A 23713-nucleotide genomic window follows, 5' to 3' on the forward strand; every position below is an offset into this window, starting at 1 on the left:
GCTCACTAAGCTGCAGCGTTCGGGGTGATCTGGGGTGCGAAACGCAACCTCACGAGACGAGGAGCTGACGGCCAGCACGTTGGCGCTGCTCGAAGAGGCTGAGCGCCTGCAGCACTGCGGCAGTTGGCGGATCGATCACGGCACTGGCGCTGTGCTCTGGTCGCCCCAGACCTACCGGATCCTGGACACCGACCCGCACCTCAGCGCCAGCTTTGAGGGATTGCTCGAGCGTGTGCATCCCGACGACCGCAATCTGGTGGCGGCCAGCGTGCGCCAGTCGTGGTTGAGCGGACAGCCCTTTCGCCTGGAACATCGCCTGCAACTCACCAACGAGCGCATCGCCCTTGTGCTGCATCGCGGTGAAACCATCTGCGACGACGACGGCAAAGCGCTCTACAGCATTGGCACCCTGCAAAGCCTCACCCTGCAGCGCAATCTGCAGCTGGAGCTCGAGCAAGCCACCCGCACCGATGCGATCACAGGGCTACCCAACCGCCTGGCCTCCATTGCCTACCTGGAGCAACGCATCCGCGAGCTTCCCTACAACCGCCAGGTCGCCATTCTCTGCCTCGACCTCGACAACTTCCAGAGCATCAACGACAGCTTTGGCGTGGAGGTGGGCAATCAACTCCTCCACTGGAGCGGCGACTACCTGCGGCAGCAACTGCAAGCCAGCGACTGGCTCGCCCGGCTCGATAGCGACACCTTCCTGGTGGTGCGCAGCGAGCATGTGAGCAGCCTCGCGGAGGCGCTGCAGCTTGCCGAACAGCTGCAACGGTCGTTGCACCAGGTGGTGCCCAGGCTGGAGGCGCCCCTGCCCATTCAGATGAGCGCCTGCGTGGGCGTGAGCATCGCCCCCGACCACGGCAGCGATGCCTCGAGCCTGCTGCAGTGGGCCAACACCGCTCTCACCGAAGCCAAACGGCAGGGCAAAGGCGCCATTCGCGCCTACTCCACCGCCTTGAGCCAGAGGATCCGCGAAACACTCGATCTGGAGCAGCGCCTCGCCCGCGCCATCGATCGGCAGGAACTGCACCTGCACTACCAGCCCCAGTGGGATCGCGAGCAACGCCTGATCGGGGCGGAAGCGCTGCTGCGTTGGCACACCCATCGCGGCGAAGCCATCCCGCCCGACCGCTTCATCCCCTTGGCCGAGCAGAGCGGCTTGATCCGGCCCTTGGGTCGCTGGGTGCTCGAGCAAGGCATCGCCCAACTGAGCCATTGGCAGCGCAAGGGATGGCGCTTACCGCGGCTGGCGATCAATGTGTCGGGCCACCAGCTGGATCCGGGCGAGGAGCCCCTGGATCAACACCTGCTCAGTCTCTGCGAGCAGTGGCAGGTGCTGCCGGAGCATCTGGAGGTGGAACTCACCGAAACCGCGCTGATCAGCAATCCCGAGGCCGCCGCCCACACCCTGCAGACACTCGCTGCCGCCGGCGTGAGTCTGGCGATCGACGACTTCGGCACCGGCTTCTCCTCTCTGGCGAGCTTGCAGCGGTTGCCATTACAACGTCTCAAGATCGATCGCTGTTTTGTGCAGGATCTCCCGAACAACAGCGCCGATCGCAGCATCGTGAAGGCCACGATCCTGATGGCCCACGAACTGGGGCTGAGCTGCCTGGCCGAGGGGGTGGAAACCGAGAGCCAACGAGAGCAGTTGCTTCAACTCGGTTGCGACAGTTTTCAGGGGTACCTGCTCGGCAAGCCGATGCCGGCTGAGGAGCTCGAGGCGTTCATCGGCGCTCCAACGGCACCATCCCCCATGGGACCTGACAACCCCGTACAAGCTGCTTAGCTTTGGCGAAGCATTTCGGCTGATCCTGCACCGATGCTGCAGGCCCCTATCCCTTCAAACGACGAAGCACGGCTGCAGGAGCTGCGCAGCTATGGCGTGCTCGACAGCCCGGATGAGCAGGCGTTCGACGACATTGGCGCTCTGGTTCGCGACATTGCCGGGACACCGATCGGCATCATCTCGCTGGTGGATGAAAACCGCCAGTGGTTCAAAAGTTGCATCGGGCTCGATGCCAAGGAAACCCCACGCAACATCTCCTTCTGCGGGCACACGATCCTGCAGCGATCGCCGCTGATCATCAACGACGCACTGGAGGATCCGCGCTTCTGCGACAACCCGCTGGTGCTGCAGGAGCCGCACATCCGTTTCTATGCCGGCTTCCCGCTGATCTCCAGCAATGGCTTGGCCCTGGGCAGCCTCTGCGCCGTGGATCAACAGCCCCGCCACCTGAGTGACTCCCAGATCCAGGCGATGGAGCGGCTGGCGCGGCTATGCGTGCGGCAGATGGAGCTCAAACGCCAGAGCCGGCTACTGGAGCAGGCGAATCAACCACCCCCGGCCCAGGCAGCCCAACCAGGGCTGCACCCGGTGCTCACCAGCAAAGAGCAGCTGATCAGCATGGTGGAGCTGATGCTCACCCAAGCCAACCAAGCCTGCTTCGGGCTGCTGCGGCTGGAATTCAAAGAGCTCAGGCGCATCGCCAATGCCCTGGGGGAATCCAGCGCCGGCGCCCTGCGTGAGGCCCAATTGGAGCGGCTGGAGGCGGTGTTGCCCAGCAACGCCAGCTGCTGTGAGCTCAACGACCAGGAGTGGCTGCTCCTCACCCCCTTCACCGCCACCGAAGAGCAACTCTGCGCCCAGGCTGCGGCCATCACCCAACGGCTTCAGGAACCCATCGGGGTGGGGCAACAACTGCTGAGCTCCCAGGTGGCGGTGGGTGCGGCGCTGGTGCAAGGCAACTACAACAACGCGGCTGATCTGCTCAGCGATGCCGCCATCGCCCTGCGCAACGCGGCCCGCCGGCCCGGCAGCCACTACAGCTGCATTGATCTCGCCAGCCGCATCCAGGCTCAGCAGGATCTGCAACTGGAATCGGAGCTCCGCACAGGCCTCAGCCAGGGCCAACTGGAACCCCACTTCCAGCCCCTCTTTGATCTCCGCAGCCTGGAGGTGAAGGGGGTGGAAGCCTTGGCCCGCTGGCGCCGCAGCGATGGCGACCTGCTCCTGCCGAGCCTGTTTCTGGAGGCGGCGGAACGCGCTGAGCTGCTCGGTGAGCTGGATCTGCAGATGATCCGCCAGTCGATCGCCGCCAGCCATGTGATGGCACGGGTGGAGCCGCAGCGGCCGATGGTGCTCAGCCTCAACCTCTCCGGCGCCTTGCTTGAAAATCCAGCGCTGTTGCAACAGTTGTTCGCTCTGATCGACGCCGAACCACTGCCCCAGCACTGGCAGCTGCAACTGGAACTGTTGGAGGTGAATCTGCAGCAGCCGGAAGCAGACATCGCCCAAACCGTGGAGCAACTGCATCAGCGGGGTGTGCTGCTGGCCATCGACGATTTCGGCACCGGGTACTCCTCCTTGAGCCGGCTGAATCGCTTCCCGTTCCACAGCCTCAAGGTGGACATGAGCTTTGTAAAACTGCTCGACGCACCGGAGCAACCGAGCAACCGCATCCTGGAAGTGATCCAGGCCATGGCCGAGGCGCTCGAGCTGCACACCACCGCCGAAGGCGTGGAAACGGACGCGCAGCGGCTATGGCTGCAGCGCCAGGGCTTCCACTGGGGCCAGGGCTACCTGCTGGCCAAACCGATGCCCCTTCAGGACACCCTCAATCTGCTGCTCACCCACCAGAGCTCAGCAGTGCCGCTCTGACCTGATCCGCGCTCCAGCCTTCCACACGGATCCACTTGCTGCGGCCGCTGGCTCCGCGCGCCAGCTCCAGCACCCGATCACGGCTGGCTCGGGGTTGCACCCGGATCGCCACCAACTGCTCCGGGGCTGCAGGCTCCATCAACACCGAAACTAAAGGCAGCGCAGCACGAGGGCTCTACGCGATGACCGCATCCATGCCCAGGCAGACCCTCACGATCCGCACGCCCGACGACTGGCACGTGCATCTGCGGGATGGAGCGCTGCTGCAGGCCGTGGTGGGACACACCGCCGCCCAATTTGCCCGGGCGATCGTGATGCCCAACCTCAAGCCGCCGATCACCAGCACGGAGCAGGCGAGCGCCTACCGCGATCGGATCCTGGCGGCACTGGAGCGCAGCGCCGGATCCGAGGCCGCAGAGGCGTTCACGCCGCTGATGACGGCCTATCTCACCGAAACGATCGCGCCAGCCGAACTGGAGCGCGGCTTCGCCGCCGGGGTGTTCACCGCCGCCAAGCTGTATCCAGCCGGAGCCACCACCAACTCCGACGCCGGCGTACGGGATCTCAGCCACATCACCCCGGTGCTCACCTGCATGGAGCGCATCGGCATGCCCTTGCTGATCCACGGCGAGGTGACCGATCCGGCGGTGGACATCTTCGATCGGGAGGCCGTGTTCATCGAGCGGCAGCTCAAGCCTCTGCTGGAGCGCCATCCAGGCCTGAAGGTGGTGCTCGAGCACATCACCACCGCCGATGCGGTGCGGTTTGTGGAATCGGGCCCCAGCACCCTCGCGGCCACGATCACCCCCCACCACTTGCACATCAACCGCAATGCCCTCTTCCAAGGGGGGTTGCGGCCCGACATGTATTGCCTCCCGGTGGCCAAGCGCGAGCAGCACCGTTTGGCGCTGCGGGCAGCCGCCACCTCCGGCAACCCGAAATTTTTCCTGGGCACCGATTCAGCACCGCACCTGCGCCATGCCAAAGAGAGCAGCTGCGGCTGCGCCGGGATCTACAACGCGCCCTACGCCCTCGAGAGCTACGCCCAGGTGTTCAGCGACGAACACGCCCTGGATCACCTGGAGGCCTTCGCCAGTCTGAACGGCCCGCGTTTTTACGGCCTGCCGCTCAATGCTGGCCACGTCACGCTGGAGTGCCGCGAACCCGGCCCCGAGGAGCCCGGCCTACCGGCCATCCTGGAGCTGGCCAACGGCACCCCGGAACCCAGCCGCCTGGTGCCCTTCCATGCCGGCGAGCAACTCCACTGGCACATCTCCAGCAGAACGCGCTAGAGCTTTTACGTTGTCTTAATCATTCTGTGCCGAAAAGCACTTGATGCAGCTTGCAGCGCATCGTTAACTGGTTCGCAAGACCAGCGGTATGGATGGCTCTGTTTTCCTGGATTGCCAGCGTGGACAGCGATGCTCTCCTCGATGCCCTGGCTGAACCCTTGCAGCAACTGGGGTTGGTGATCGACCCCCACGTGAGCAGCGCCAGCCAGGTGCTGGCTTCCGATCGCCCCAACTGCGGCCTGCCCATGGCCCAGCGGGTCACCGTGCTCGCCTCCTGGAACTGCACCCGCTCGCGTGAGGCCCAGCTCGAGGTGCGCAGCTCTGAACCGCAGCTGCGTGCGGGCACCCGCTGCCAACAGATCGCCGAACAGCTGCAGCGCGCCAACCCGGGGACCGCGCAAATCGGAAGCAAATCTTGAATCGGTAACCGCTGTTACCTGAGAAGGGGGTCGCCGCTCCATAGGTTCCGCCCAGTGGATCACTGGAGGCCGAGCTCCATGCAAACCCAGGTTTTGATGCAAGCCACCGATGGCAGCTGGAACACCAGCAAGACCTACCCCAATCCCCTGCTGGCCTATATCGCCGCTCGCAAACTGAGCCGCGCCGAACAACGCGCCTGCCGCACCGTGTGCAGCAGCGGCCAGGTGCTGGAAGAAATCCGCCCCTGAGGCCGTAAAGAGCTCGCAATGTTTGGCAGACAACACCAAACAGTGCCCCTACGGTCCGGATGGTTTCTCCCCGCCGCCCGAACGTTATGGCTCTCGTTCAAGCACCTGCCCTGGGCATCGAGCGCTTCGCCGCTGGCCAACGCAAAGAAAGCCGGCCGCACGCCTCCACCGACGACCAGAACGCGATCATCCGTGCGGTGTATCAGCAGGTGCTGGGCGGCCAATATCTGATGAGCAATGAGCGCCTGGAAGGCGCTGAGTCGCTGTTCCGCAACGGCTACCTCAACGTGCGCGAGTTAGTGCGCACCGTGGCCAAGAGCGCGCTGTATCGCGCGCGCTTCTTCGAGAACTGCAACCCCTATCGCTTCATCGAGCTCAACCACAAACACTTGCTGGGCCGCGCTCCTCACAACAAAGAGGAGATGCTGCACCACTTCACGATCCTGCAAGAGCAGGGCTACGACGCTGAGATCGATTCCTACCTCGACAGCGACGAATACAACCGCAAGTTCGGCAACGACAACGTGCCGCACCTGCACGGCTGGACCTACTCCGCCGGCCATGAGGGGCGCCAGTTCTCCTGGCTGATGCAGCTGGCCCGCGGTGCCGCCGCATCCGTGAAAGGCGATGGCAGCGGCACCCAGTTCAAGCTGGGCCAGGCCCTGCATCAGAACCGCCCCGTGCCCGTCGCGGTGTCGGCCGCCAGCCGCTACGCCCACATCAGCACTGATGGCCCCTTCCGGGCCGCCACCGCCAGCGGCAGCGACCTGCCGGTGGCGGAGCTGAGCAGCGCCCGCCGCATCGATGGCACCCCCGCCTATGGCTTCCGCAGCCAGGAGCTCCTGGTGTCGAGCCCGAGCGCCGGTGCCGCCGGCGAGGGCAGCCGCGTGGTGACCATCACCGCCAGCGGCATCGCCAACAACCGCTTCGTGCGCCACGGCGCCTACACCACTCGCGTGCCCTTCAGCCGCATGAACGAGGCTCTGCAGCGGGTGATCCGCCAGGGCGGCCGCGTGGTGAGCGTGGTGGTGAGCGGCGAGGCTGAGCTGGCGCCAGTGCAGGCCTCAGAAGCGCCCAAAGCCGCAGCCAAGGGCCGCGGCCGCCAGAAGAAGGGCTGAGGCCAACGGCAACGAGTTGTTGCCAAATGCGGCCGCAGGTCAGATCCTGTGGCCGCACCTCGCACCTCCGGCATGCGCACGCTCCGCCGCGGCCTGCCAGCCCTGCTGGCTGCCATCGCCCTGGCGGGGCCCATCCCAGCCGGCGCCCAGGAGCCTGAGCCCGAAACCCTGGCGCTCGCCAACGACTGGCCCACGCTGCAAACGCTGCTGCAGCTGCCCGACTGGATGGATCTGCAGTTCAGCGTGACCGCTGAGCCGCTGTTCAATCCCATCGGTGGCGAACGCTCCGCCGGCAGCTGGATTCAACAAAGCAGCCTCGAGCTCAACCTCGGCAGTGGCCTCAACCAACCCAGCAGCAGCTGGAGCGAGTTCGAGCATTGGCAGTTGCGCGTTGTGGTGAATCACGACGCCGGCGACGCCTTCTACAACAGCGCCATCGGCGCCCTGTTCCCCCTCCAGCAGGTGGCCTATCCAGCCGGCTTCTACGGCACGGAGGCCTCGATTGAGCGCAAGGCTGGAGAGGGCTGGCTGAGCTTCAAGGCGGGGATCCTGCCACTCAACCCGGATTTCGTGGAAGTGCCGATCTTCGGCAACTACGTGCACTCGGCGTTCAACAACACCCTCAACATCTTGGTGGCGGATCTGCCGATCAGCCCCTTCAGCGCCTTCGGTGGGGTGGTAAGTGGCCATCCCAGCAAGGAGATCACCGTGCGCTACGGGCTGTTCGATCTGAGCAGCACCGATTTGATCTCCCGCTGGTTGGGGGTGACCAATAGCGGGGTTGGCCCCAGCGTGGGCACGGCGCAGTTTCTGCAGCTCGATCTCGAGCCGGCCTCGATGACGGCGGCTCCGCTGAAGGCCTGCCGCAGCGAGCGTGGCGTTCAACGCCAGAAAGCTGCCTGCAGCACACCGGTGAGCGTGCAAAACCAACTGCCCAATGGTTTGATCAGCCTGGGGGGCTTTCTCACCAGCGCCAACGGCAATGGGATCTACGGGAGCGTGACGCTCCCCAGCGGCTTGCCCCTGGGCCTGGCGGATCGCCTTTGGATCGGCGGCGCCTATTCCCCCGACTCGAGCCTCGATGTGGCCCCCACCTTTGTGGGCGGTGGCCTGGTGATTCAGGGCCCCCTACCCAGCCGGCCCCTGGATGTGGCCCTGTTCGGCATCGGCCGCGGCGGCCTCAGCAACCAGCTCAGCGATAGCCCCTACGAAGGAATGCTCGAACTGGGCTATCGCATCCAGTTGAACGAGAGCTTCAACCTGCAGCCCACCCTCCAGTGGATCTTTAATCCCAGCGGCGCCCCCCAGCCGGTGCCGGGGATCCTGGCGGCGGGTGTGCAACTGCAGCTCAACTTTTAAGCCGGCCCGAGGCCATCGCCTCCAGCAGCCGGTTGCGGCATCAGCGGGGCAGCGAAGCTATGGCGCCTTCACACACAGCGACCAGAGTGGAGGCGTGCCTGCTGCGCCTCCACTTGTTGTATGGCCCTGTCGTTCCGGGAGCTTCAAGCGCAGCTGCAACCCGACTGGGGCTGTGAGCACAACGGCGATGGGGGCCAGTTCGATGTGCTGGTGGTGCCCTCCCTCTCGATGGACCAGGCCCTGATGGCGCTGGTGACCGGCGCCCACCACTACGAGGAGCGCCAGTTGTTCGCGCTGATGCGCCTGCGGGATCCAGGGGTGCGGGCCATCTACGTGACCAGCAAACTCCTGCCGGAGTTGGTGGTGGATGCGGTGCTCGAGCTGATGCCGGGCGTGCCCACCTCCCACGCGCGCCGGCGCCTGCATCTGTTCGACACCGACGACGCCTCCAACCGTCCCCTCACCGCCAAGCTGCTGGAGCGGCCCGCCCTGCTCGGCCGCATCCGCGAGCTGCTGCGCCCCGGCCGCAGCTTCATCAGCTGCTTTGTGGTGACGGAGCTGGAAAAACAGCTCTCGGAGCTGTTGCAGGTGCCGCTGCTCGGCACAGACCCTGCCCTGGGCTACTGGGGCAGCAAGGCCGGAAGCCGCGCCCTGTTTGCGCGCTGCGGCGTGCCCCATCCCCCCGGCAGCGACCTTGCCCACAACCTCAGCGACCTAGCGGAGGCCACGGCCGACCTCTGGGAAGCGCACCCCGAGCTGCGCCGCTGTGTGGTGAAGCTCAATGAGGGAATCAGCGGCGAGGGCAACGCCTGCCTGGAGCTCGCGGCCTTGCCCTTGGCGGAGCTCAGCGGCCGTGAACGGCGCTCGCGCCTGCGGGCCGCCCTGGAGCAGTTGCCGATGCCGGCCGCGTTGTGGCAGGAGCTGTTGGCCGATCAGGGGGCCTTGGTGGAAGCCTGGCTCGATGGCGGCGAGGCCCTCAGCTCCCCCAGCGTGCAGGGCACGATCCACCCGGGCGGGGCGGTGGAGCTGGTCTCCACCCATGAGCAGATCCTCGGTGGCGCCGGCGGGCAGACCTACCTGGGCTGCCGCTTTCCCGCCGACGACGTCTACCGCCTGGAGCTGATGCGCTACGGCCAGGCGGTGGGAGAAGCCCTCGCCGCTGAAGGCGCCCTGGAACGCTACGCCGTGGATTTCATCGCCCGCCGCCTCCATGGCACCTGGGACCTGCAGGCGATTGAGGTAAACCTGCGCCAGGGGGGCACAACGCACCCCACCATGGCCCTGCGGGCGATCACCACCGGCCAGCTGGATCCGGCCACGGGACTGTTCATGGCCCCCACCGGCCAGGCGGTTTACTACACCGCCACCGACAACCTCACCGATCCACAGCTGCGGGGCCTGCTGCCGGCCGATCTGATCGACATCGTGGCCGAAGCCGATCTGCATTACGACCCAGCCCGGCTGCGGGGCAGCGTGTTTCACCTGTTGGGTTGCCTATCGGAATACGGCAAGCTCGGCATGACCTGCATCGGCCGCAGCGCCGCAGAAGCCGAAGCGGTGTACCAAGCCACCGCCGATGGCCTGATCGGCCGGGCCCGCGAGCTGCAGGCAGGCGGTTAGGCCTGGGGGGCCTGAGCCGGAATCACCAGCACCGGGAGCTTGGCGTGGGTGAGCACCCGCTGGGTTTCGCTACCGATCAACAACCCCGCCAAGCCGCGGCGGCCATGGGAGGCCATCGCAATCAGATCGCACCCCAACCGATCGGCTGCTTCAAGGATCGCCTCATGCACCAGCGGGCACACGCAGGTGTCGCTTGAGGCCTCCACGCCGGCTGATCGCGCCTGCTCCAGGGCCTTCTCCAGGATGGTGGCGGCGAAGCGGGCATTGGCCTGGCTGAACTGCTCGCTCAGGGCTGGATCCAGCACCAAGCCTTCGCCGTAGATGGCCACATCCGGGCGCCCGTAGTAGCTGGGCTGCACATGGAAGAAGCTCACCTGCGCGCCGATGGGCTTGGCCAGCTCCAAGGCGGTGCGCACGGCCCCATCCGACAGCTCAGAGCCGTCGATCGGCACCAACAGATGACGAACCATGGCAAGCGCGGCGCGACGTCTACCGGAACGCTAGGTACTAAGCAGCGATCCAACCAGCCAAATGGGAAGCCGCTTGGGAACGCACCAGCGCCCGCGCCGCCGGCAAGGCGGGCTCCAGCCGCTCCGAGCTGAAGTGCGGCAGGTTGCGGCTGCGCAGCCAGGCTCCCCAGCGGAACTCATGAAAGGGGATCAGCGGAGCTGCGGCCACCAGGCCCTCGCGCTTGAGCTTCCACACCAGGCTGCGGTAGGGGTCGTCCTGGGTGCCAGCGAGGCTGGTGGGCAACGCGGTGGGATGCAGCGGCCCAAGGCCGCGGCCGTCGTAGAGGTAGAGCCAACCCCGCTGGTGCAGCTGCTCAAGCACCGCCTGGCGCTCAGACACCTCCAGCTGCAAGGCCACATAACCAAAGGCGGTGGCCGAGGGGTCGAGCTCCAGCAAGGCCCGCAGGCGGTGATGGCGATCCACCATCCACAGCTCACCGGAGGCGCTCCGCACCAAAGGCGTGGGTTTGCGCTTGAGGTAGCGGCGCCGCTCCTTGGGGTCATCGGCCGCGAAATCCGCCTGGCGGCTGCGGATCTCGGCCATGCCTACGCACAGCTGCGTGGGATGGAGCGCCGCGAGGGGCACCTCCAGCAGCTCGTCGGCAGGAGCCGGAAGGGGTTGGTAGGGGGGCAACCGCAACGCCATCGGCCGACCTTAAGCCGATTTGCAGGGGCGTGGATCAGCGCCTGCCTGGCGGTGTTGCTCTGGCTGGGCTGGGCTGCGCCCGCCCTCGCCGCCCAGGCCTGCACCCCCATCAGCGAGCGGGAGGTGGCCCAGTTGTTTGACCAGTGGAACAGCGCCTTGGCCAGCGGTGATCCCGATCAGGTGGTGGCGCTCTACAGCGGCGATGCACTGCTGCTGCCCACCCTCTCGCCCGAACCGCGCACCACCCCCGCCGGCATCCGGGATTACTTCGTGGGATTTCTGGCCGGAGAGCCCCAGGGCCACATCGACAGCCGCAGCATCCAGCTGGGCTGCAATGAGGCGATGAGCGCCGGCACCTACAGCTTCCGCTTTGCCGATGGCCATCAGGCGAAGGCTCGCTACACCTTTGTGTATGTGTTCAGCGATGGGCGCTGGCAGATTCAGCACCACCACTCCTCGCTGCTGCCCAGCGCTTAAGCGCTGCGGGCCATCTCGCCAGCAGCGGGGTTGATGGAGCTTTTGTAGCGGCAGCCATCTTGATGCTCACGCACGGTGACGCCATACATCTCGAGGAATAAATCGCGATCGGCCAATGAGCCGGTGAGGCCGCAATTGAGATAGTGCTGGCGCAGGGGCGTCCAGGGGCGTGCCAGCACTTGGGCATGCAATTGATGCAAGCGGAAGCGGCGTAGGGCCTTCAGGGGTGCTTCACCGCAGTGGGCATGGCAAAGGTTCTGCAGCGTTCGCACGCTCACATGGCAATGGCGGGCCAAGTCGGCCATCCGCAGGGGGCTGGCGTAGTGCTCGGCCACATAGGCAGCCAGGGTTGCCATTACTCCCGAATCGGGCGACGACGCAGCGACGAGCAAGGAGCGAGGCGCCACGCGTGGTCAGCCAAGGTAGAACTTAAAGACAACGTATCGAGGCAAGACACCCCGCAAGCTGAGCCACAACACAGAGTGAACGGTTATGCAGACTCTGTATTGAAAATCTAGTTGCAATAGCTACTTATCCCGCCCTTAAAACCGGACGCCATCAAAGATCGGCATCGTGGCGAAGCCCAGCGACGACGCCACCGGATTGGGGCCCGCCGGTAGCGCCTGCACCGCAAACATGTAGGTATCCGCCTGGAAGGGGTTATTCCAGGGCTTGAGCGCCACCGTGATCGTTTGTCCCGGCTGGGGCGGCTGCGGGAATTGCACCGTGATGCGGCGCTGCTCTGGGTTGAACGCCGCCTGCACAGGAATCACAGCCCCCTCCCGGCGGGGCAAGCCCACAAAGGCGCGGGTGCGATCCGCTGCAAACTGGAAACTGCGGTCCACCCCACGGGTTTGCTGAATCACCAAACTGCCGAGGCCGGCGCCGGCCTGCTCCGGCAGGGTCACGGTGAAGTAGTAGGTGGCCGCGGTCTGGCCCACATAGGCGTAGTAGTTGGTGAAGGTCACCTTCCAGGGGGGGCGCCTAAACCAGGTTTGGCCATCGAGCTCAAGGGCCTGAACCGGTGCGGCCGCCAGCTGCAGCGCCACCACCGCCGGCACGATCCAGGGGTTGACCATCCTCGACCAAACGCGTTCCCTGCAAGGTAGCGGCGGTTCAGGCCGTTGATAGGGTCGGAAGGCTTATCCGCCAGATCGATGAACCGAGCTGAACTCGACGCCATCGACCTGATGCTGCGCGATCTCAACACGCGCCACGACGAAATCCGCCACCGCGCCGCCTTCCGGGGCTGCACCCGCGAGCTGCTCACCTTGCAAGAGGAGCTGGTGCGCTATCTGATGGGCAAGCGCGAGGAGCTCAACGGGCGCTGAGCCTCAAGCGGCCTGCACAAACGGCACCGGGTTTTGGTCGCGCCGGTGCTGCCGCGGCAGCTCCGGCCCCTGTTGATCGCCAGCGAGCGCAGCGGTGCTCTCCAGGGCGATGCGCATCCGCCGGGCCGCATGCAGGCTCATGTCACGCGGCACGCTGATGCGATCGCGCCAGTAGCGCAATCCAGCCGCCGTGCCCGCCGGAGGGGCCACGGCTGGGTCCGCGGGGGATCGCAGCAGATTGGTGAGCGCGCAGCGCAGGGCCTGATCCAGGGCCTGCGCCGCCGCAGCACCGCAGAGCAGGCCTTCGGGGTTCACCTCCAAGAGGCGCCGGCGGTGACGCAACATCCGGCCCAGGGCTTCCTGGGCTGCACCCACCGGTGCGGGTTGCCGCGTTTCCACCACCGCCGGATCGGCCGCAGGCCAGGGGCCCTGGTCGATCAACCGCGCCACGTGTTGCTGCTGGGCCCCGCCGCTGGCGAGGCAACAGCCCATTTGCGGTGGCAGGTCGTGGGCGTGGGTGTGGATGTCGCTCTGGGTGCCCAGGTAGGTGGAGCGCTGCTCCAGGGCCGCAAACCAGCGATCGATCGCCGGGTGCTGGCTACGCAGGCCATACCCCTTGTAGTAGGCAAGCGATGCATTCATCCGCTCGAGATAGGGCACGAAGATCACATCAGCCGTGCCGAAGTGCGGGCGGAAGAAGGGCCCATCCGTGGCCTGCAACGCCTCCTCCACCAGGCCTGCCATGCGGATGAAGTGCTGCTCTGCCGGAGCCGTGTGGGGGCCTTCGCCCTCGCAATAGCAAAGCCACTGGCACCAAGCGCGAAACAGCCGACGCTCCAGCTGACGCAGGGCAAACACATCCGGGTGCTGGAGCCCCTCCTCTCCCAGGGGCCCGAAGCTCTCCTCCAGGGCCTGGAGGATCAGATCGCTCTCGGTGATCAGGTGGCCGTCGAGCTCCAGGGCCGGCAGCATCCCGGTGGGCACCAGCTGCTTAAACCAGCGCTCCTTTTCGCCGTAGCAAAACATCGTGACCTTGCGGATCCGGTAAGGGATCCGCTTCTCCTCCAGCCACAGCCACACCTTCTGGCAGTAGGGGCACCAGGCGTGATGGTCGCGGTAGAGGGTGACGCGCACCTCCGCTTCCGGCCTGCCAAACAGGCGCAGACGCGCTTGGGCATTGGTGGGCCCCTCCACCCTCTGGCGCTGCAGCTCCGCTTCGCTGATCGGAGCCAACTGGTCTGCGAGTTGTTCCCAGCTGAGTGGTTCCATCGCCACAGCATGAACCAACTGGCTGCGGTGCTGTGAGCACCCAGGCGACGGATCCCCCACCTGCGCAGCATTGCCAGTGGCGCTCCCGCTGATCAGCCTGAGACCAGCAGAGCCGTGAGGCCGTGATTCCTCCCCAGAAACAGATGACCGGCATGCTCGGCCATCCGGTGGCCGAAAACCCGATCGATCGGATGTTCGATGCGGTGTATGCCTACTACGGCCTGCACTGGCAGTTCTGGAAAAACGACATCGCCTCCGAGCAGGACCTGGCCAAGGCGATCGCCGCTCTGGCCCCCCTCGGCTACCGCGGCGTGGGCATCACCGTCCCCTACAAAGTGGTCGTGATCCCGATGCTCGATGCCGTCGACGATGACGTGCGTGCGATCGGCGCCGCCAACTACATCACGATCGAGGGTGGCCGCCTGATCGGCCACAACAACGACGGCAAGGGCGTGGTGAAGGCGATCGAGAAGGTCGCTCCCTTGAAAGGCCGCAAGGTGGTGATGCTCGGCGCCGGGGGCGCCGGCCGCGCCATGGCGGTGGAACTCGCCTGGGCCGGCGCCGCTCAGCTGACGCTGATCACCCGCCGCGAAGCTCAGGGCCGCGAAGTGGCGGAGCTGGTGCAGCGGGCCAGCGGCGTGCCCTGCCACTGGCAGAGCTGGCAAGCGCCGCTGCAGGTTCCCGCCGGCACGGATCTGCTGATGAATGCCACCCACCTGGGCTGCGCCCCCGACCTCGAACCGGTACCCGTGGACTGGGCCAGCGTGGAGCCGGGCTGCATCGCCGTGGATGTAATCACCAACCCCCGCATCACACCCTTCCTCGCCGCCGCTCGCGCGCACGGCTGCCCCGTGGTGGATGGCGTGGAGATGCTGGTGCAACTGGCGATGCAGATCTTCGAGCGCTGGACGGGCGTCGTCCCCGAGGAAGCCGTGTTCCAGAAGGCCGTGGCGGACGCACTGGGGGAGTGAGGCCAAGAACAACCCAAACAAGCATTCGGCTATGCGTCAATCGTCATACTGTTACGCTTGAGTGGCAGCTGTTGGCGATGCGCCACCCTCCGGCATGAGTGAGCATTTCGACTTGGTGGTGATCGGTGCTGGCTCCGGCGGGCTGGCCGCCGCCAAGCGCGCCGCCAGCTATGGCGCCCGGGTGGCGATCGTGGAGGGGGATCGCGTGGGTGGCACCTGCGTGATCCGCGGCTGCGTGCCCAAGAAATTGATGGTGTACGGCTCGGCCATGCGCCATCACCTCCACGATGCCGCCAGCTACGGCTGGAGCATCGGCGAGACATCCCACAACAGCGCTGAGCTGCTGCAGCGGGTGCGCGCCGAGGTGGATCGGCTCAACCAACTGCACATCGGCTTCCTCGAGAAAGCGGGCGTGGAGCTGGTGCGCGGCTGGGGCCGTTTCGCCGATGCCAACACGGTGAGCGTGGTGGATCGAAGCGGGTCCGAACTGCAACGCCTGCGGGGCGATCGGATCCTGATCGCCGTGGGCGGCCGCCCCCACCGCCCCGAGATCCCTGGCGCCGAACTGGGCTGGGTGAGCGACGACATGTTTGAGCTTGAACGCCTACCGGAGCGGGTGGTGGTGGTGGGCGCCGGCTTCATCGCCTGCGAATTCGCCTGCATCCTTAATGGCCTCGGCGTGCAGGTGACCCAACTCGTGCGCGGCGATCACCTACTGCGGGGCTTCGACCTCGAAGCGAGCCGTGCCGTGCAGGAGGCGATGGAAGCCGATGGGATCGACATCCGCTTCACCCACAGCCCTGCCGCGATCGAAGGCACACCTGGGGATCTCACGGTGATCAGCCAGAGCGGCGAACGCCTGCCCTGCAACGGCGTGCTGCTGGCCACCGGCCGCCGGCCCTTCCTGCAGGGCCTGAACCTGGAGGCTGCCGGCGTTGCGATCGAGGGGCATCGCATCCCGGTGAGCGCCGAGCAGGCCACCAATGTCTCCCACATCTTCGCCGTGGGTGATGTGACGGATCGGGTGAACCTCACCCCCGTAGCCATCGATGAAGGCCGCGCCCTGGCCGACACGATCTGGGGCCGCAAACCGCGCCAGGTGGATCACGCACTGATCGCCAGCGCCGTGTTCTCCCAGCCGGAACTCTCCAGCGTGGGCCTCACCGAAGAAGCGGCGATCGAGCGCTACGGGGCCGATGGTGTGAAGGTGCACCGGGCCCGCTTCCGGCCGATGAGCCAGGCACTGCCGGCCCGCGACCCGAAGGTATTGCTCAAGCTCGTGGTGGAGCAGTCCAGCGGCAAGGTGGTGGGCTGTCACATGGTGGGTGAGCACGCCGCCGAGATCATTCAGATGGCGGCAATTGCTATCGGCATGGGCGCCACCAAGGCCGACTTCGATCGCACCATGGCTCTGCATCCCACTGTGGCGGAGGAGTTCGTCACCATGCCGAACTAACCCGTGACCTCACGCACGATCCTGATCAGCGGCGCCAGCCGCGGCATCGGCCGGGCCATCGCCGAACGTCTGCTCGCCGATGGCCATCGCCTCAGCCTGGGGGTGCGCAACCCGGCGGCACTGCGGGGCACGGCCCTGGATCACCCCAACGTGCTGTTGCAGCCCTACAACGCCGAAGATCCCGCTGCGGCTGAAGCCTGGGTGGCGGCCAGCGTGAACCAGTTCGGCGCGATCGACACCCTCATCCACAGCGCCGGGGTGTTCTCGCGGGTGCCGCTGTTGTTCGAGAGCGGCCAGGAACGCGAGATCCAACAGCTGTGGGACGTGAACGTGATGGGTCCTTGGTGGCTCACCCGCGCCGCCTGGCCCCAGCTCGCCGCCCATGGCTCCGGGCGGATCGTGGTGCTGGTGTCGATGAGCGGCAAGCGCTCCAAGGGTCGCCTGGCTGGCTACACCGCCAGCAAATTCGCCCTGATGGGCCTCTGCCAGACCATGCGCAACGAGGGCTGGGAGCAGGGCATCCGCGTGACGGCGATCTGCCCCAGCTGGGTGAACACCGACATGGCCGCCGCCGTGAACGCGATGCCGAAGGAAGCGATGAGCCAACCGGGCGATATCGCCTCACTCACCGCCCAGCTGCTGGAGCTGCCCAACAGCTGCGTGCCCTTCGAGCTGGCGGTGAGCTGCAACCTGGAAACCTGATCAGCGTTAGCGCGGGGGAATGCCGTAGCGCTGGCGCAGCTCCTCCACGGGCACGGCCGCATCGGCGAACAGATCCCAGTCGCCGATCAGGTTGTGGTTCATCTGCAGACCGCGCTCCAATCCCTGGAACAGCACATCGGGATCGAGGTCGTTCTGATGGTCGCCGGTTTCGATCGGCACCACCGAGCGCCCCAACTGGAATTCCGCCAGCACCAACAGGATCGAGAAGAAGGGATCACTCTCCCGGCTCATCCCGGCCTGCAGACCAGCCACGCCACCCTCCTCGGCTGGGCTGGTGCCGTAACCACCCAGCACATGCATGCAGTCATGCCGGGCGATCGGCGGCGGCGGGCCGCCCGGTTCACCCGGCACCGAGAACCCGTTGGTGGTGATGAACTGGATGTAGGCATGTCCCAGTGTTCCCGCGGGCAATGTGCCGAGGGCGCGGTAGCGGGCAGCGAGGGCCGGATCGTTCTGCTTGAGCGCATAGCGGGCCAGCTGCATCGCCGCTTCCAGGCGACCCCGGCCCAGGAAATCACGCACCGCCCCGGCCAGGAAGCCGCGGCGGGCCATATCCAGCCGCACCAGCCCCATGCGCTCGTGCACGAGGTTGGCGTAGGTGTTCACCACCGCCTCACCAACTCCGAGTGCCGCCGCGGCCCGGCGCAGGTAGGCCAGGCGCTCCTCAGTGAGCTGGCCGTCCATCAGCGCCACCACGGTCATGCCGCGGAGGATGCGCTCACGCCAGATCGGATCGGTGATCTGCTCCGCGACGGCTTCGGGTGTGAGCGGCGTAAGGGTGTCGAGATCGATCTGGGGCTGATGGGCAAGGTGATCGCGAATGGCCTCGATCGTGCGGCGCTCCGCCGGATCAATCTCGGGGCCTCCGCCACAGGCTTGGGCTACACCCAGCAATCCCCCGAGAGCGCAGCGGGCGGTGGCTTCATCGGGCCGCAGAGAGGGATCGGTGATCGAGCCCATCGGCGCTGGAGCAACAGCAGGTGCCATCCACAAAAAAACCGCTCTGCCCGGTAGCTAGCCACGGGCGGTAGAGCGGTCAATGGAGATGGATCCCGGCGGGCTTAGTCGCGGAAACGAGCGGCGCTGAAGTCGTAGCGGCGGGTGAGTTGGAACACGGTGCCGCTGAGCAGCAGCAGGCTGATCAGGTTGGGGATCGCCATCAGGCCGTTAAGGATGTCGGCCACGGTCCACACCAGATCAAAACTGGCGACCGCACCGATCACCACCACCGCCACCCACACCAGGCGGAAGGGTTTGATCCCTTTCACGCCCACGAGAAACTCAAGGCAACGCTCGCTGTAGTAACCCCAGCCGAGGATCGTGGTGGCGGTGAAGAACACCGTGCCGAAGGTCACCAGCCAGGCGCCGCCGGGCAGACCCCAGTCGAACGCCGCCATGGTGAGTGCCACTCCCGTGGGGGTATCCACGCCTTCCATCGGCAACCAAGCGCCGCTGGTCACGATCACCAAGGCCGTCATCGTGCAGACGATGATCGTGTCGATGAAGGTGCCGAGCATGGCCACCGAACCCTGCAGCACAGGATCACCGGGTTTGGCCGCGGCCTGGGCAATGGGGGCCGTGCCCAGGCCGGCTTCGTTGGAGAACACACCGCGGGCAATGCCCTTCTGAATCATCACGCCGAGGGCGCCGCCGGCCAGGGCCTGAGCGCTGAAGGCGTCGTGGAGGATCAGCGAGAGGGCTGCCGGAATCTCCGCCATGTGCGACAACAGGATCGTGGCTGCACCACCCACGTAGATCACCGCCATAAACGGCACCACAGCGGAGGCCACACGGCCGATGCGCTCAATGCCGCCAATGATCACGGCGAAGGTGATCGCCGCAAACACAATCCCGGTGGCTAAAGGCGGAACGCCCAGAGAAATATTCAGGGCTTTGGCGAGCTCATGGGCCTGCACCCCGTTGCCGATGCCGAAACCAGCCAAGGTGCCAAACACGGCGAACAGCACCGCCAGCCAGTTCCATGCCGGGCCGAGGCCATTGCGGATCACGTACATCGGTCCGCCGACGTGTTCACCCAGCTCGTCAACCTCGCGGTGGTGCACAGCGAGGAGCGACTCGGCGTACTTGGTGGCCATGCCCACCAGGGCGATCAGCCACATCCAGAACACGGCTCCAGGGCCACCGACGCCAATGGCGCCGGCCACACCCGCCACGTTGCCGGTGCCGATCGTGGCCGCCAAGGCCGTCATCAACGACTGAAAGGCGCTGACGTCACCTTCACCGCCGGAGTGGCGGATCGAACGCAAGGTTTGCCGCACCGCAAAGCCGATGCGCCGCAGAGGCATCAACCGCAGCCCCAGCAAGAGATACAAGCCGGTGAGGCCAATCAACCAGAGGGTGATCGGCCCCCACACGACGCTATTGATTTGATCCAGCAGGTCTTTCAACGGGCCTCCCGCAGCCAAACTTGCGGGATCGTGTCACATCTGCAGCAACTCAGCTGTTGGGGCTGAGTGCTTCGAAACGGAACACCTGACGGCCGGCCGGTGTGTCACCGAAGGCCTCGGTCTCCACCACACGCTCACTCAGCACCCACGGACCTTCACCAGCGAGGGGCACGAACGTGTCGGTGAAGGTGCTCTTGCCACCGCGGGCGGCGCCGCTGGCGGGATCGGCGTATTGGCTGGTGTAGCTGTGGCTGAGGTAGCCACTGCCCGTGTCGGTGGTGCTTTCGGTGAAGATCGTCACCACGGTGCCGTGGATGTGGCGGTGCACCATCGTCACCACGTCGTTGTTGATGCGGTAACGATCGCCGGCGTTCTTGCCGCCCACGATCACCTCAGTGCCCACGGCATCGGTGTCACCGGCAGTGAAGGTGTTCTCACCGTGGGTCTGCTCGAAGCTGCGGCGCACGCGGTGGATGCACACCTCCCAGAGCTGGGAGGCAATCGCCTTGTGGATCTCTTCGTTGTCGATGCCTTCCACCTGGGCCTTCAGATCAGCGCCCACCTTGAAGGTGCCTTCCACCCGCTGGTCGCCCTGCTCCCACACGCAGCGGCCGCTGTAGCCAGCAAAGCCAGGCGCCCAGGTGTAGCGGTTCTCGTAGGCGGCGCGGAAGGCAGCGGTGCAATCGCTGCCGGCGGTGATCGCGGCGGGGCTGGGGGCGAGGGTCACGGCAATGTCAGGCACGGGGTTTTCAGGCTACGGGGTTGAGCTGGGCGCCTGCCTATGGAAGACATAGACCTGACGGTTCATCCCAGCCACCGGCGACTGGAACCCGATCCACGCAGCCCGAACATCCCGCACGCACTAGTGAAGTGAGGCGGCTACCCCCCTCAGCCGTGAATGTCCTGCAGTGCGTTCACCTGGAGCTGCTGGGCCTGGAGGGCGGCGATGCCTTCCACGGCGGCGCGGGCGCCGGCGAGGGTGGTCACGGTGGTGACGGCGTAGTCGATGGCGGCGCGGCGCAGGTATTTGTCGTCGTGGGCGGCCTGGCGACCCACCGGGGTGTTGATCACCAGTTGGATCTCACCGGATCGGATGGCGTCCTCGATGTTGGGGCGGCCTTCGTGCACCTTGAGCACCGGTTCCACCGTGAGGCCTGCCTCCGAGAGCCAGCGGGCCGTGCCCTCGGTGGCCACCAGCCGGAAACCGAGGGCCGCCAGGCGTTGGGCCACCGGCAGCAGAGCCGGCTTGTCGCGGTCGTGGGTGGAGAGGAACACCGTGCCGCTGGTGGGCAGAGCTTCGCTGGCGGCCAGCTCAGCCTTGGCATAGGCCAGGCCGAAACCGCTAGCGGTGCCCATCACCTCACCGGTGCTGCGCATCTCGGGGCCAAGCAAGGAATCGGCACCGGGGAAACGCTTGAACGGCAGCACCGCTTCCTTCACCGCCTGCAGCGGCGGCACGGGCTCGCTGGTGAGGCCGATCTGCTCGAGCGTTTTGCCCGACATGATCTGGCTGGCCACCTTCGCCAGGGGCACGCCGGTGGCTTTGGCCACGAACGGCACCGTGCGGGAAGCGCGCGGGTTGGCTTCGATGATGTACACGAGGCCATCCTTCACGGCGAACTGAAGGTTGATCAGACCGTTCACCTGCAGCGCCAAAGCCAGCGCTTCACTCCACTGGCGGATGGTGGCGAGCGCTTCCTGCTCGAGGCTCACGGCCGGCAGGGCACAGGCCGAGTCGCCGGAGTGCACACCGGCGGGTTCGATGTGCTCCATCAGGCCGCCGATCACCACGCGGCCGGTGGCATCGCAGAGGGCATCGACATCCACCTCGGTGGCGTTCTCCAGGTACTGATCAATCAGCACCGGGTGGTCGGGCTCCACGTTCACCGCCTCCACCATGTAGCGGTTGAGTTCCTCCTCGCCGTACACCACCTCCATGGCGCGGCCGCCCAGCACATAGCTGGGGCGCACCACCACCGGGTAGCCCACGCGATCAGCAACGGCGCGGGCCTCGGCTTCGCTGCGGGCCAGGCCATTGCGGGGCTGGCGGATATCGAGCTTGCGCAGGATCGCCTCGAACTGCTCGCGATCTTCCGCGGTGTCGATCGATTCGGGGGAGGTGCCCCAGATGCGGGTGCCGGTGGTTTGGCCCGCCGGCGAGGCGAGCCAACGCAGCAGCGGGATCGCCAGCTTCAGGGGTGTCTGGCCGCCAAACTGCACGATCACGCCTTCGGGCTTCTCGGCCTCGATCACGTTGAGCACGTCTTCGAAGGTGAGCGGCTCGAAATAGAGGCGATCGGAGGTGTCGTAGTCGGTCGACACCGTTTCGGGGTTGGAGTTCACCATCACCGTGGCGAAGCCCTCGGCCTGCAGCGCAAACGAGGCATGCACGCAGCAGTAGTCGAACTCGATGCCCTGGCCGATGCGGTTGGGGCCGCCGCCGAGGATCATCACCTTGCGGCGGGTTTCGGGCTGCACCTCGCTTTCGGGGGCAATCAGCTCGAGCGTGCCGTCCTCGCGCAGGCGCTCCAGCGGCCGCTCATAGGTGGCGTAGTGATACGGCGTGGTGGAGGCGAATTCCGCAGCGCAGGTGTCCACGGTTTTGAACACCGCATTCACCCCCAGGCGCTGCCGCTGCTCCCGCACCGCGAGCTCCTGGGCTCCAGTGGCCCAGGCGATCTGACGGTCGGAGAAGCCCAACTGCTTGAGGGCGAGCAGCGCCTCCGCATCGAGATCCTCCAGGCGCGAGCCCTTCAGCCAACGCTGTTCCGCTTCGATGATTCGGCGCAGCTTGGCCAGGAACCAGGGATCGATCGAGGAAATCCGGTGAATGTCGGCGTCGCTGTAGCCGTTCACCATCGCGGTGCGCACCGCAAAGATGCGATCAGGCGACGGCGTGCGCAGGGTGCGGTCGAGCTCGGAGCGCTCAGGGGTGGGATCAGGCCGGTCGCAGCCCCAGCCGGCATGCCCCGTTTCAAGCGAGCGGATCGCCTTCTGGAACGACTCCTCGAAGTTGCGGCCAATCGCCATCGCCTCACCCACCGACTTCATCGCCGTGGTGAGCACCGCCGGGCTGCCGCGGAACTTCTCGAAGGCGAAGCGCGGCACCTTGGTGACCACGTAATCAATGGTGGGCTCGAAGCAGGCCGGCGTCTTGCCGGTGATGTCGTTGAGGATTTCGTCGAGGGTGTAGCCCACCGCCAGACGGGCGGCGATCTTGGCGATCGGGAAGCCGGTGGCCTTTGAAGCCAGGGCCGAACTGCGCGAGACGCGCGGATTCATCTCGATCACAATCACATCGCCGTTGGCGGGATTGATCGCGAACTGGATGTTGCTGCCGCCAGTGTCGACACCGATCTCGCGGATGATCGCGATCGCCTGATCGCGCAGGCGCTGGTATTCGCGGTCGGTGAGGGTCTGGGCCGGGGCCACGGTGATCGAGTCACCGGTGTGCACGCCCATCGGGTCGAGGTTCTCGATCGAGCAGACGATCACCACGTTGTCGGCGGTGTCGCGCATCACCTCGAGCTCGAACTCCTTCCAGCCGAGCAGCGATTGCTCGATCAGGATCTGATTCACCGGGCTGGCATCGAGGCCGCTCAGGCAGATCGCCCGAAACTCCTCGGGGTTGTAAGCGATGCCACCACCGCTGCCGCCGAGGGTGAAAGCAGGGCGAATGATGCGCGGGTAGCTGCCGATCTGCTCACCCACCGCCTCGGCTTCCTCGAGGGTGGTGGCGATACCGGAGGGGCACACGGCCACGCCGATGCGCTCCATCGCCTGCTTGAACAGATCGCGGTCTTCCGCCTTCTCGATCGCCTGCAGGTTGGCGCCGATCAGCTCAACGCCGTACTTCTCAAGGGTGCCGTCTTTGGCGAGGGCCACCGCCAGGTTGAGGGCGGTTTGGCCGCCCATGGTGGGCAGCAGCGCATCGGGGCGCTCCTGCTCGATCACGCGCCGCACCACATCGGGGGTGAGCGGCTCGATGTAGGTGCGATCCGCCATGTCCGGATCGGTCATGATCGAGGCGGGGTTGCTGTTCACCAGCACCACCTCAAATCCCTCGGCCCGCAGGGCCTTGCAGGCCTGGGTTCCCGAGTAGTCGAACTCACAGGCTTGCCCGATCACGATCGGCCCGGAACCCAGCAGCAGGATGCGACGCAGATCCGTGCGACGGGGCATGGGCGGATGTCCGACAG

General features: G+C 66.1%; 23 protein-coding genes. 13 read left to right on the top strand and 10 right to left on the bottom strand.

The window, feature by feature from the left end; translation table 11 throughout:
* Positions 1-79: 79 nt before the first annotated feature.
* Positions 80-1795: a bifunctional diguanylate cyclase/phosphodiesterase gene (locus tag KUL97_RS05665; RefSeq protein WP_217795963.1), complete on the top strand. Its 1716-nt coding sequence runs from the start codon at positions 80-82 to the stop codon at positions 1793-1795.
* Between the two features lie 33 nt (positions 1796-1828).
* A complete protein-coding gene (locus KUL97_RS05670; RefSeq protein ID WP_217795964.1) occupies positions 1829-3667 on the top strand; it encodes an EAL domain-containing protein in 1839 nt (612 codons plus the stop codon).
* On the opposite strand, the gene KUL97_RS05675 is transcribed toward KUL97_RS05670, so the two are convergent.
* Positions 3636-3806, bottom strand: coding sequence for a hypothetical protein (locus KUL97_RS05675; RefSeq protein ID WP_217796076.1), 171 nt, complete (start codon positions 3804-3806; stop codon positions 3636-3638). The two genes, KUL97_RS05670 and KUL97_RS05675, sit on opposite strands and share 32 nt — an antisense overlap.
* 55 nt (positions 3807-3861) lie before the next feature.
* On the opposite strand from KUL97_RS05675, the gene pyrC reads away from it, so the two are divergent.
* From pyrC to KUL97_RS05705, 6 genes are all read left to right on the top strand, one after another.
* Positions 3862-4959 (top strand): dihydroorotase, encoded by a 1098-nt coding sequence (pyrC, locus tag KUL97_RS05680; protein WP_254896202.1) that lies wholly within the window; start codon positions 3862-3864, stop codon positions 4957-4959.
* Between the two features lie 92 nt (positions 4960-5051).
* Positions 5052-5378: a hypothetical protein gene (locus KUL97_RS05685; RefSeq protein ID WP_217795966.1), complete on the top strand. Its 327-nt coding sequence runs from the start codon at positions 5052-5054 to the stop codon at positions 5376-5378.
* Between the two features lie 78 nt (positions 5379-5456).
* Entirely contained in the window at positions 5457-5627 is a 171-nt protein-coding gene (locus tag KUL97_RS05690; protein ID WP_217795967.1) for a hypothetical protein, read from the top strand.
* Between the two features lie 86 nt (positions 5628-5713).
* The gene (locus tag KUL97_RS05695; protein WP_217795968.1) at positions 5714-6745 is read left to right on the top strand and encodes a phycobilisome rod-core linker polypeptide; all 1032 of its coding nucleotides are present in this window, start codon (positions 5714-5716) and stop codon (positions 6743-6745) included.
* A 48-nt stretch (positions 6746-6793) separates the two neighbouring features.
* Positions 6794-8104, top strand: a complete 1311-nt coding sequence (locus KUL97_RS13880) for a carbohydrate porin (protein ID WP_217795969.1) — start codon at positions 6794-6796, stop codon at positions 8102-8104.
* A 120-nt stretch (positions 8105-8224) separates the two neighbouring features.
* The gene (locus KUL97_RS05705; protein ID WP_217795970.1) at positions 8225-9724 is read left to right on the top strand and encodes a peptide ligase PGM1-related protein; all 1500 of its coding nucleotides are present in this window, start codon (positions 8225-8227) and stop codon (positions 9722-9724) included.
* Here the strand turns inward: KUL97_RS05705 and KUL97_RS05710 are convergent.
* Together KUL97_RS05710 and KUL97_RS05715 are read right to left on the bottom strand one after the other, a co-directional pair.
* On the bottom strand, positions 9721-10194 hold the full coding sequence (locus KUL97_RS05710) for a universal stress protein (protein WP_217795971.1): 474 nt from the start codon (positions 10192-10194) through the stop codon (positions 9721-9723). The genes KUL97_RS05705 and KUL97_RS05710 overlap by 4 nt on opposite strands.
* Positions 10195-10231: 37 nt before the next feature.
* Entirely contained in the window at positions 10232-10879 is a 648-nt protein-coding gene (locus KUL97_RS05715) for a ParB-like protein (RefSeq protein ID WP_217795972.1), read from the bottom strand.
* 51 nt (positions 10880-10930) lie between these two features.
* Here KUL97_RS05715 and KUL97_RS05720 point away from each other — a divergent pair, with 51 nt between their 5' ends.
* Positions 10931-11356 (top strand): SgcJ/EcaC family oxidoreductase, encoded by a 426-nt coding sequence (locus KUL97_RS05720; protein ID WP_368656099.1) that lies wholly within the window; start codon positions 10931-10933, stop codon positions 11354-11356.
* On the opposite strand, the gene KUL97_RS05725 is transcribed toward KUL97_RS05720, so the two are convergent.
* Positions 11353-11712, bottom strand: coding sequence for an AraC family transcriptional regulator (locus tag KUL97_RS05725; RefSeq protein WP_217795973.1), 360 nt, complete (start codon positions 11710-11712; stop codon positions 11353-11355). The two genes, KUL97_RS05720 and KUL97_RS05725, sit on opposite strands and share 4 nt — an antisense overlap.
* A gap of 186 nt (positions 11713-11898) precedes the next feature.
* Entirely contained in the window at positions 11899-12435 is a 537-nt protein-coding gene (locus KUL97_RS05730) for a DUF2808 domain-containing protein (protein WP_217795974.1), read from the bottom strand.
* A 78-nt stretch (positions 12436-12513) separates the two neighbouring features.
* Here KUL97_RS05730 and KUL97_RS05735 point away from each other — a divergent pair, with 78 nt between their 5' ends.
* Positions 12514-12687, top strand: a complete 174-nt coding sequence (locus tag KUL97_RS05735) for a hypothetical protein (protein ID WP_217795975.1) — start codon at positions 12514-12516, stop codon at positions 12685-12687.
* Between the two features lie 3 nt (positions 12688-12690).
* Here KUL97_RS05735 and KUL97_RS05740 read toward each other — a convergent pair whose 3' ends face one another.
* Complete coding sequence (locus tag KUL97_RS05740) at positions 12691-13956, bottom strand: glutathione S-transferase family protein (RefSeq protein ID WP_217795976.1); 1266 nt, start codon at positions 13954-13956, stop codon at positions 12691-12693.
* Between the two features lie 122 nt (positions 13957-14078).
* On the opposite strand from KUL97_RS05740, the gene KUL97_RS05745 reads away from it, so the two are divergent.
* From KUL97_RS05745 to KUL97_RS05755, 3 genes are all read left to right on the top strand, one after another.
* On the top strand, positions 14079-14927 hold the full coding sequence (locus tag KUL97_RS05745) for a shikimate dehydrogenase (RefSeq protein WP_368656100.1): 849 nt from the start codon (positions 14079-14081) through the stop codon (positions 14925-14927).
* Positions 14928-15021: 94 nt separating this feature from the next.
* Positions 15022-16383, top strand: a complete 1362-nt coding sequence (gene gorA, locus KUL97_RS05750) for a glutathione-disulfide reductase (protein ID WP_217796068.1) — start codon at positions 15022-15024, stop codon at positions 16381-16383.
* Between the two features lie 3 nt (positions 16384-16386).
* Positions 16387-17085 (top strand): SDR family NAD(P)-dependent oxidoreductase, encoded by a 699-nt coding sequence (locus tag KUL97_RS05755; protein ID WP_217795977.1) that lies wholly within the window; start codon positions 16387-16389, stop codon positions 17083-17085.
* A gap of 6 nt (positions 17086-17091) precedes the next feature.
* Here KUL97_RS05755 and KUL97_RS05760 read toward each other — a convergent pair whose 3' ends face one another.
* The 4 genes from KUL97_RS05760 to carB all read right to left on the bottom strand — a co-directional run bounded on the left by KUL97_RS05760 (position 17092) and on the right by carB (position 23696).
* Complete coding sequence (locus KUL97_RS05760) at positions 17092-18093, bottom strand: hypothetical protein (protein ID WP_217795978.1); 1002 nt, start codon at positions 18091-18093, stop codon at positions 17092-17094.
* A 74-nt stretch (positions 18094-18167) separates the two neighbouring features.
* On the bottom strand, positions 18168-19514 hold the full coding sequence (locus KUL97_RS05765) for a sodium:alanine symporter family protein (protein ID WP_217795979.1): 1347 nt from the start codon (positions 19512-19514) through the stop codon (positions 18168-18170).
* A 49-nt stretch (positions 19515-19563) separates the two neighbouring features.
* Positions 19564-20241, bottom strand: coding sequence for a DUF3386 domain-containing protein (locus KUL97_RS05770; RefSeq protein WP_217795980.1), 678 nt, complete (start codon positions 20239-20241; stop codon positions 19564-19566).
* 161 nt (positions 20242-20402) lie between these two features.
* Entirely contained in the window at positions 20403-23696 is a 3294-nt protein-coding gene (gene carB, locus KUL97_RS05775; protein ID WP_217795981.1) for a carbamoyl-phosphate synthase large subunit, read from the bottom strand.
* Positions 23697-23713 lie beyond the last annotated feature (17 nt).

Origin of the sequence: Synechococcus sp. HK05 (genome assembly GCF_019104765.1) — a bacterium.
In the GTDB taxonomy this organism is placed as follows: domain Bacteria; phylum Cyanobacteriota; class Cyanobacteriia; order PCC-6307; family Cyanobiaceae; genus Vulcanococcus.

Excerpts from the sequence above, each read along its gene's own strand:
- KUL97_RS05670 (WP_217795964.1), top strand. The coding sequence starts at position 1,829 with ATGCTGCAGGCCCCTATCCCTTCAAACGACGAAGCACGGCTGCAGGAG.
- KUL97_RS05675 (WP_217796076.1), bottom strand. The coding sequence starts at position 3,806 with ATGGAGCCTGCAGCCCCGGAGCAGTTGGTGGCGATCCGGGTGCAACCC.
- pyrC (WP_254896202.1), top strand. The coding sequence starts at position 3,862 with ATGCCCAGGCAGACCCTCACGATCCGCACGCCCGACGACTGGCACGTG.
- KUL97_RS05685 (WP_217795966.1), top strand. The coding sequence starts at position 5,052 with ATGGCTCTGTTTTCCTGGATTGCCAGCGTGGACAGCGATGCTCTCCTC.
- KUL97_RS05690 (WP_217795967.1), top strand. The coding sequence starts at position 5,457 with ATGCAAACCCAGGTTTTGATGCAAGCCACCGATGGCAGCTGGAACACC.
- KUL97_RS05695 (WP_217795968.1), top strand. The coding sequence starts at position 5,714 with ATGGCTCTCGTTCAAGCACCTGCCCTGGGCATCGAGCGCTTCGCCGCT.
- KUL97_RS05705 (WP_217795970.1), top strand. The coding sequence starts at position 8,225 with ATGGCCCTGTCGTTCCGGGAGCTTCAAGCGCAGCTGCAACCCGACTGG.
- KUL97_RS05710 (WP_217795971.1), bottom strand. The coding sequence starts at position 10,194 with ATGGTTCGTCATCTGTTGGTGCCGATCGACGGCTCTGAGCTGTCGGAT.
- KUL97_RS05715 (WP_217795972.1), bottom strand. The coding sequence starts at position 10,879 with ATGGCGTTGCGGTTGCCCCCCTACCAACCCCTTCCGGCTCCTGCCGAC.
- KUL97_RS05725 (WP_217795973.1), bottom strand. The coding sequence starts at position 11,712 with ATGGCAACCCTGGCTGCCTATGTGGCCGAGCACTACGCCAGCCCCCTG.
- KUL97_RS05730 (WP_217795974.1), bottom strand. The coding sequence starts at position 12,435 with ATGGTCAACCCCTGGATCGTGCCGGCGGTGGTGGCGCTGCAGCTGGCG.
- KUL97_RS05735 (WP_217795975.1), top strand. The coding sequence starts at position 12,514 with ATGAACCGAGCTGAACTCGACGCCATCGACCTGATGCTGCGCGATCTC.
- KUL97_RS05740 (WP_217795976.1), bottom strand. The coding sequence starts at position 13,956 with ATGGAACCACTCAGCTGGGAACAACTCGCAGACCAGTTGGCTCCGATC.
- gorA (WP_217796068.1), top strand. The coding sequence starts at position 15,022 with ATGAGTGAGCATTTCGACTTGGTGGTGATCGGTGCTGGCTCCGGCGGG.
- KUL97_RS05760 (WP_217795978.1), bottom strand. The coding sequence starts at position 18,093 with ATGGCACCTGCTGTTGCTCCAGCGCCGATGGGCTCGATCACCGATCCC.
- carB (WP_217795981.1), bottom strand. The coding sequence starts at position 23,696 with ATGCCCCGTCGCACGGATCTGCGTCGCATCCTGCTGCTGGGTTCCGGG.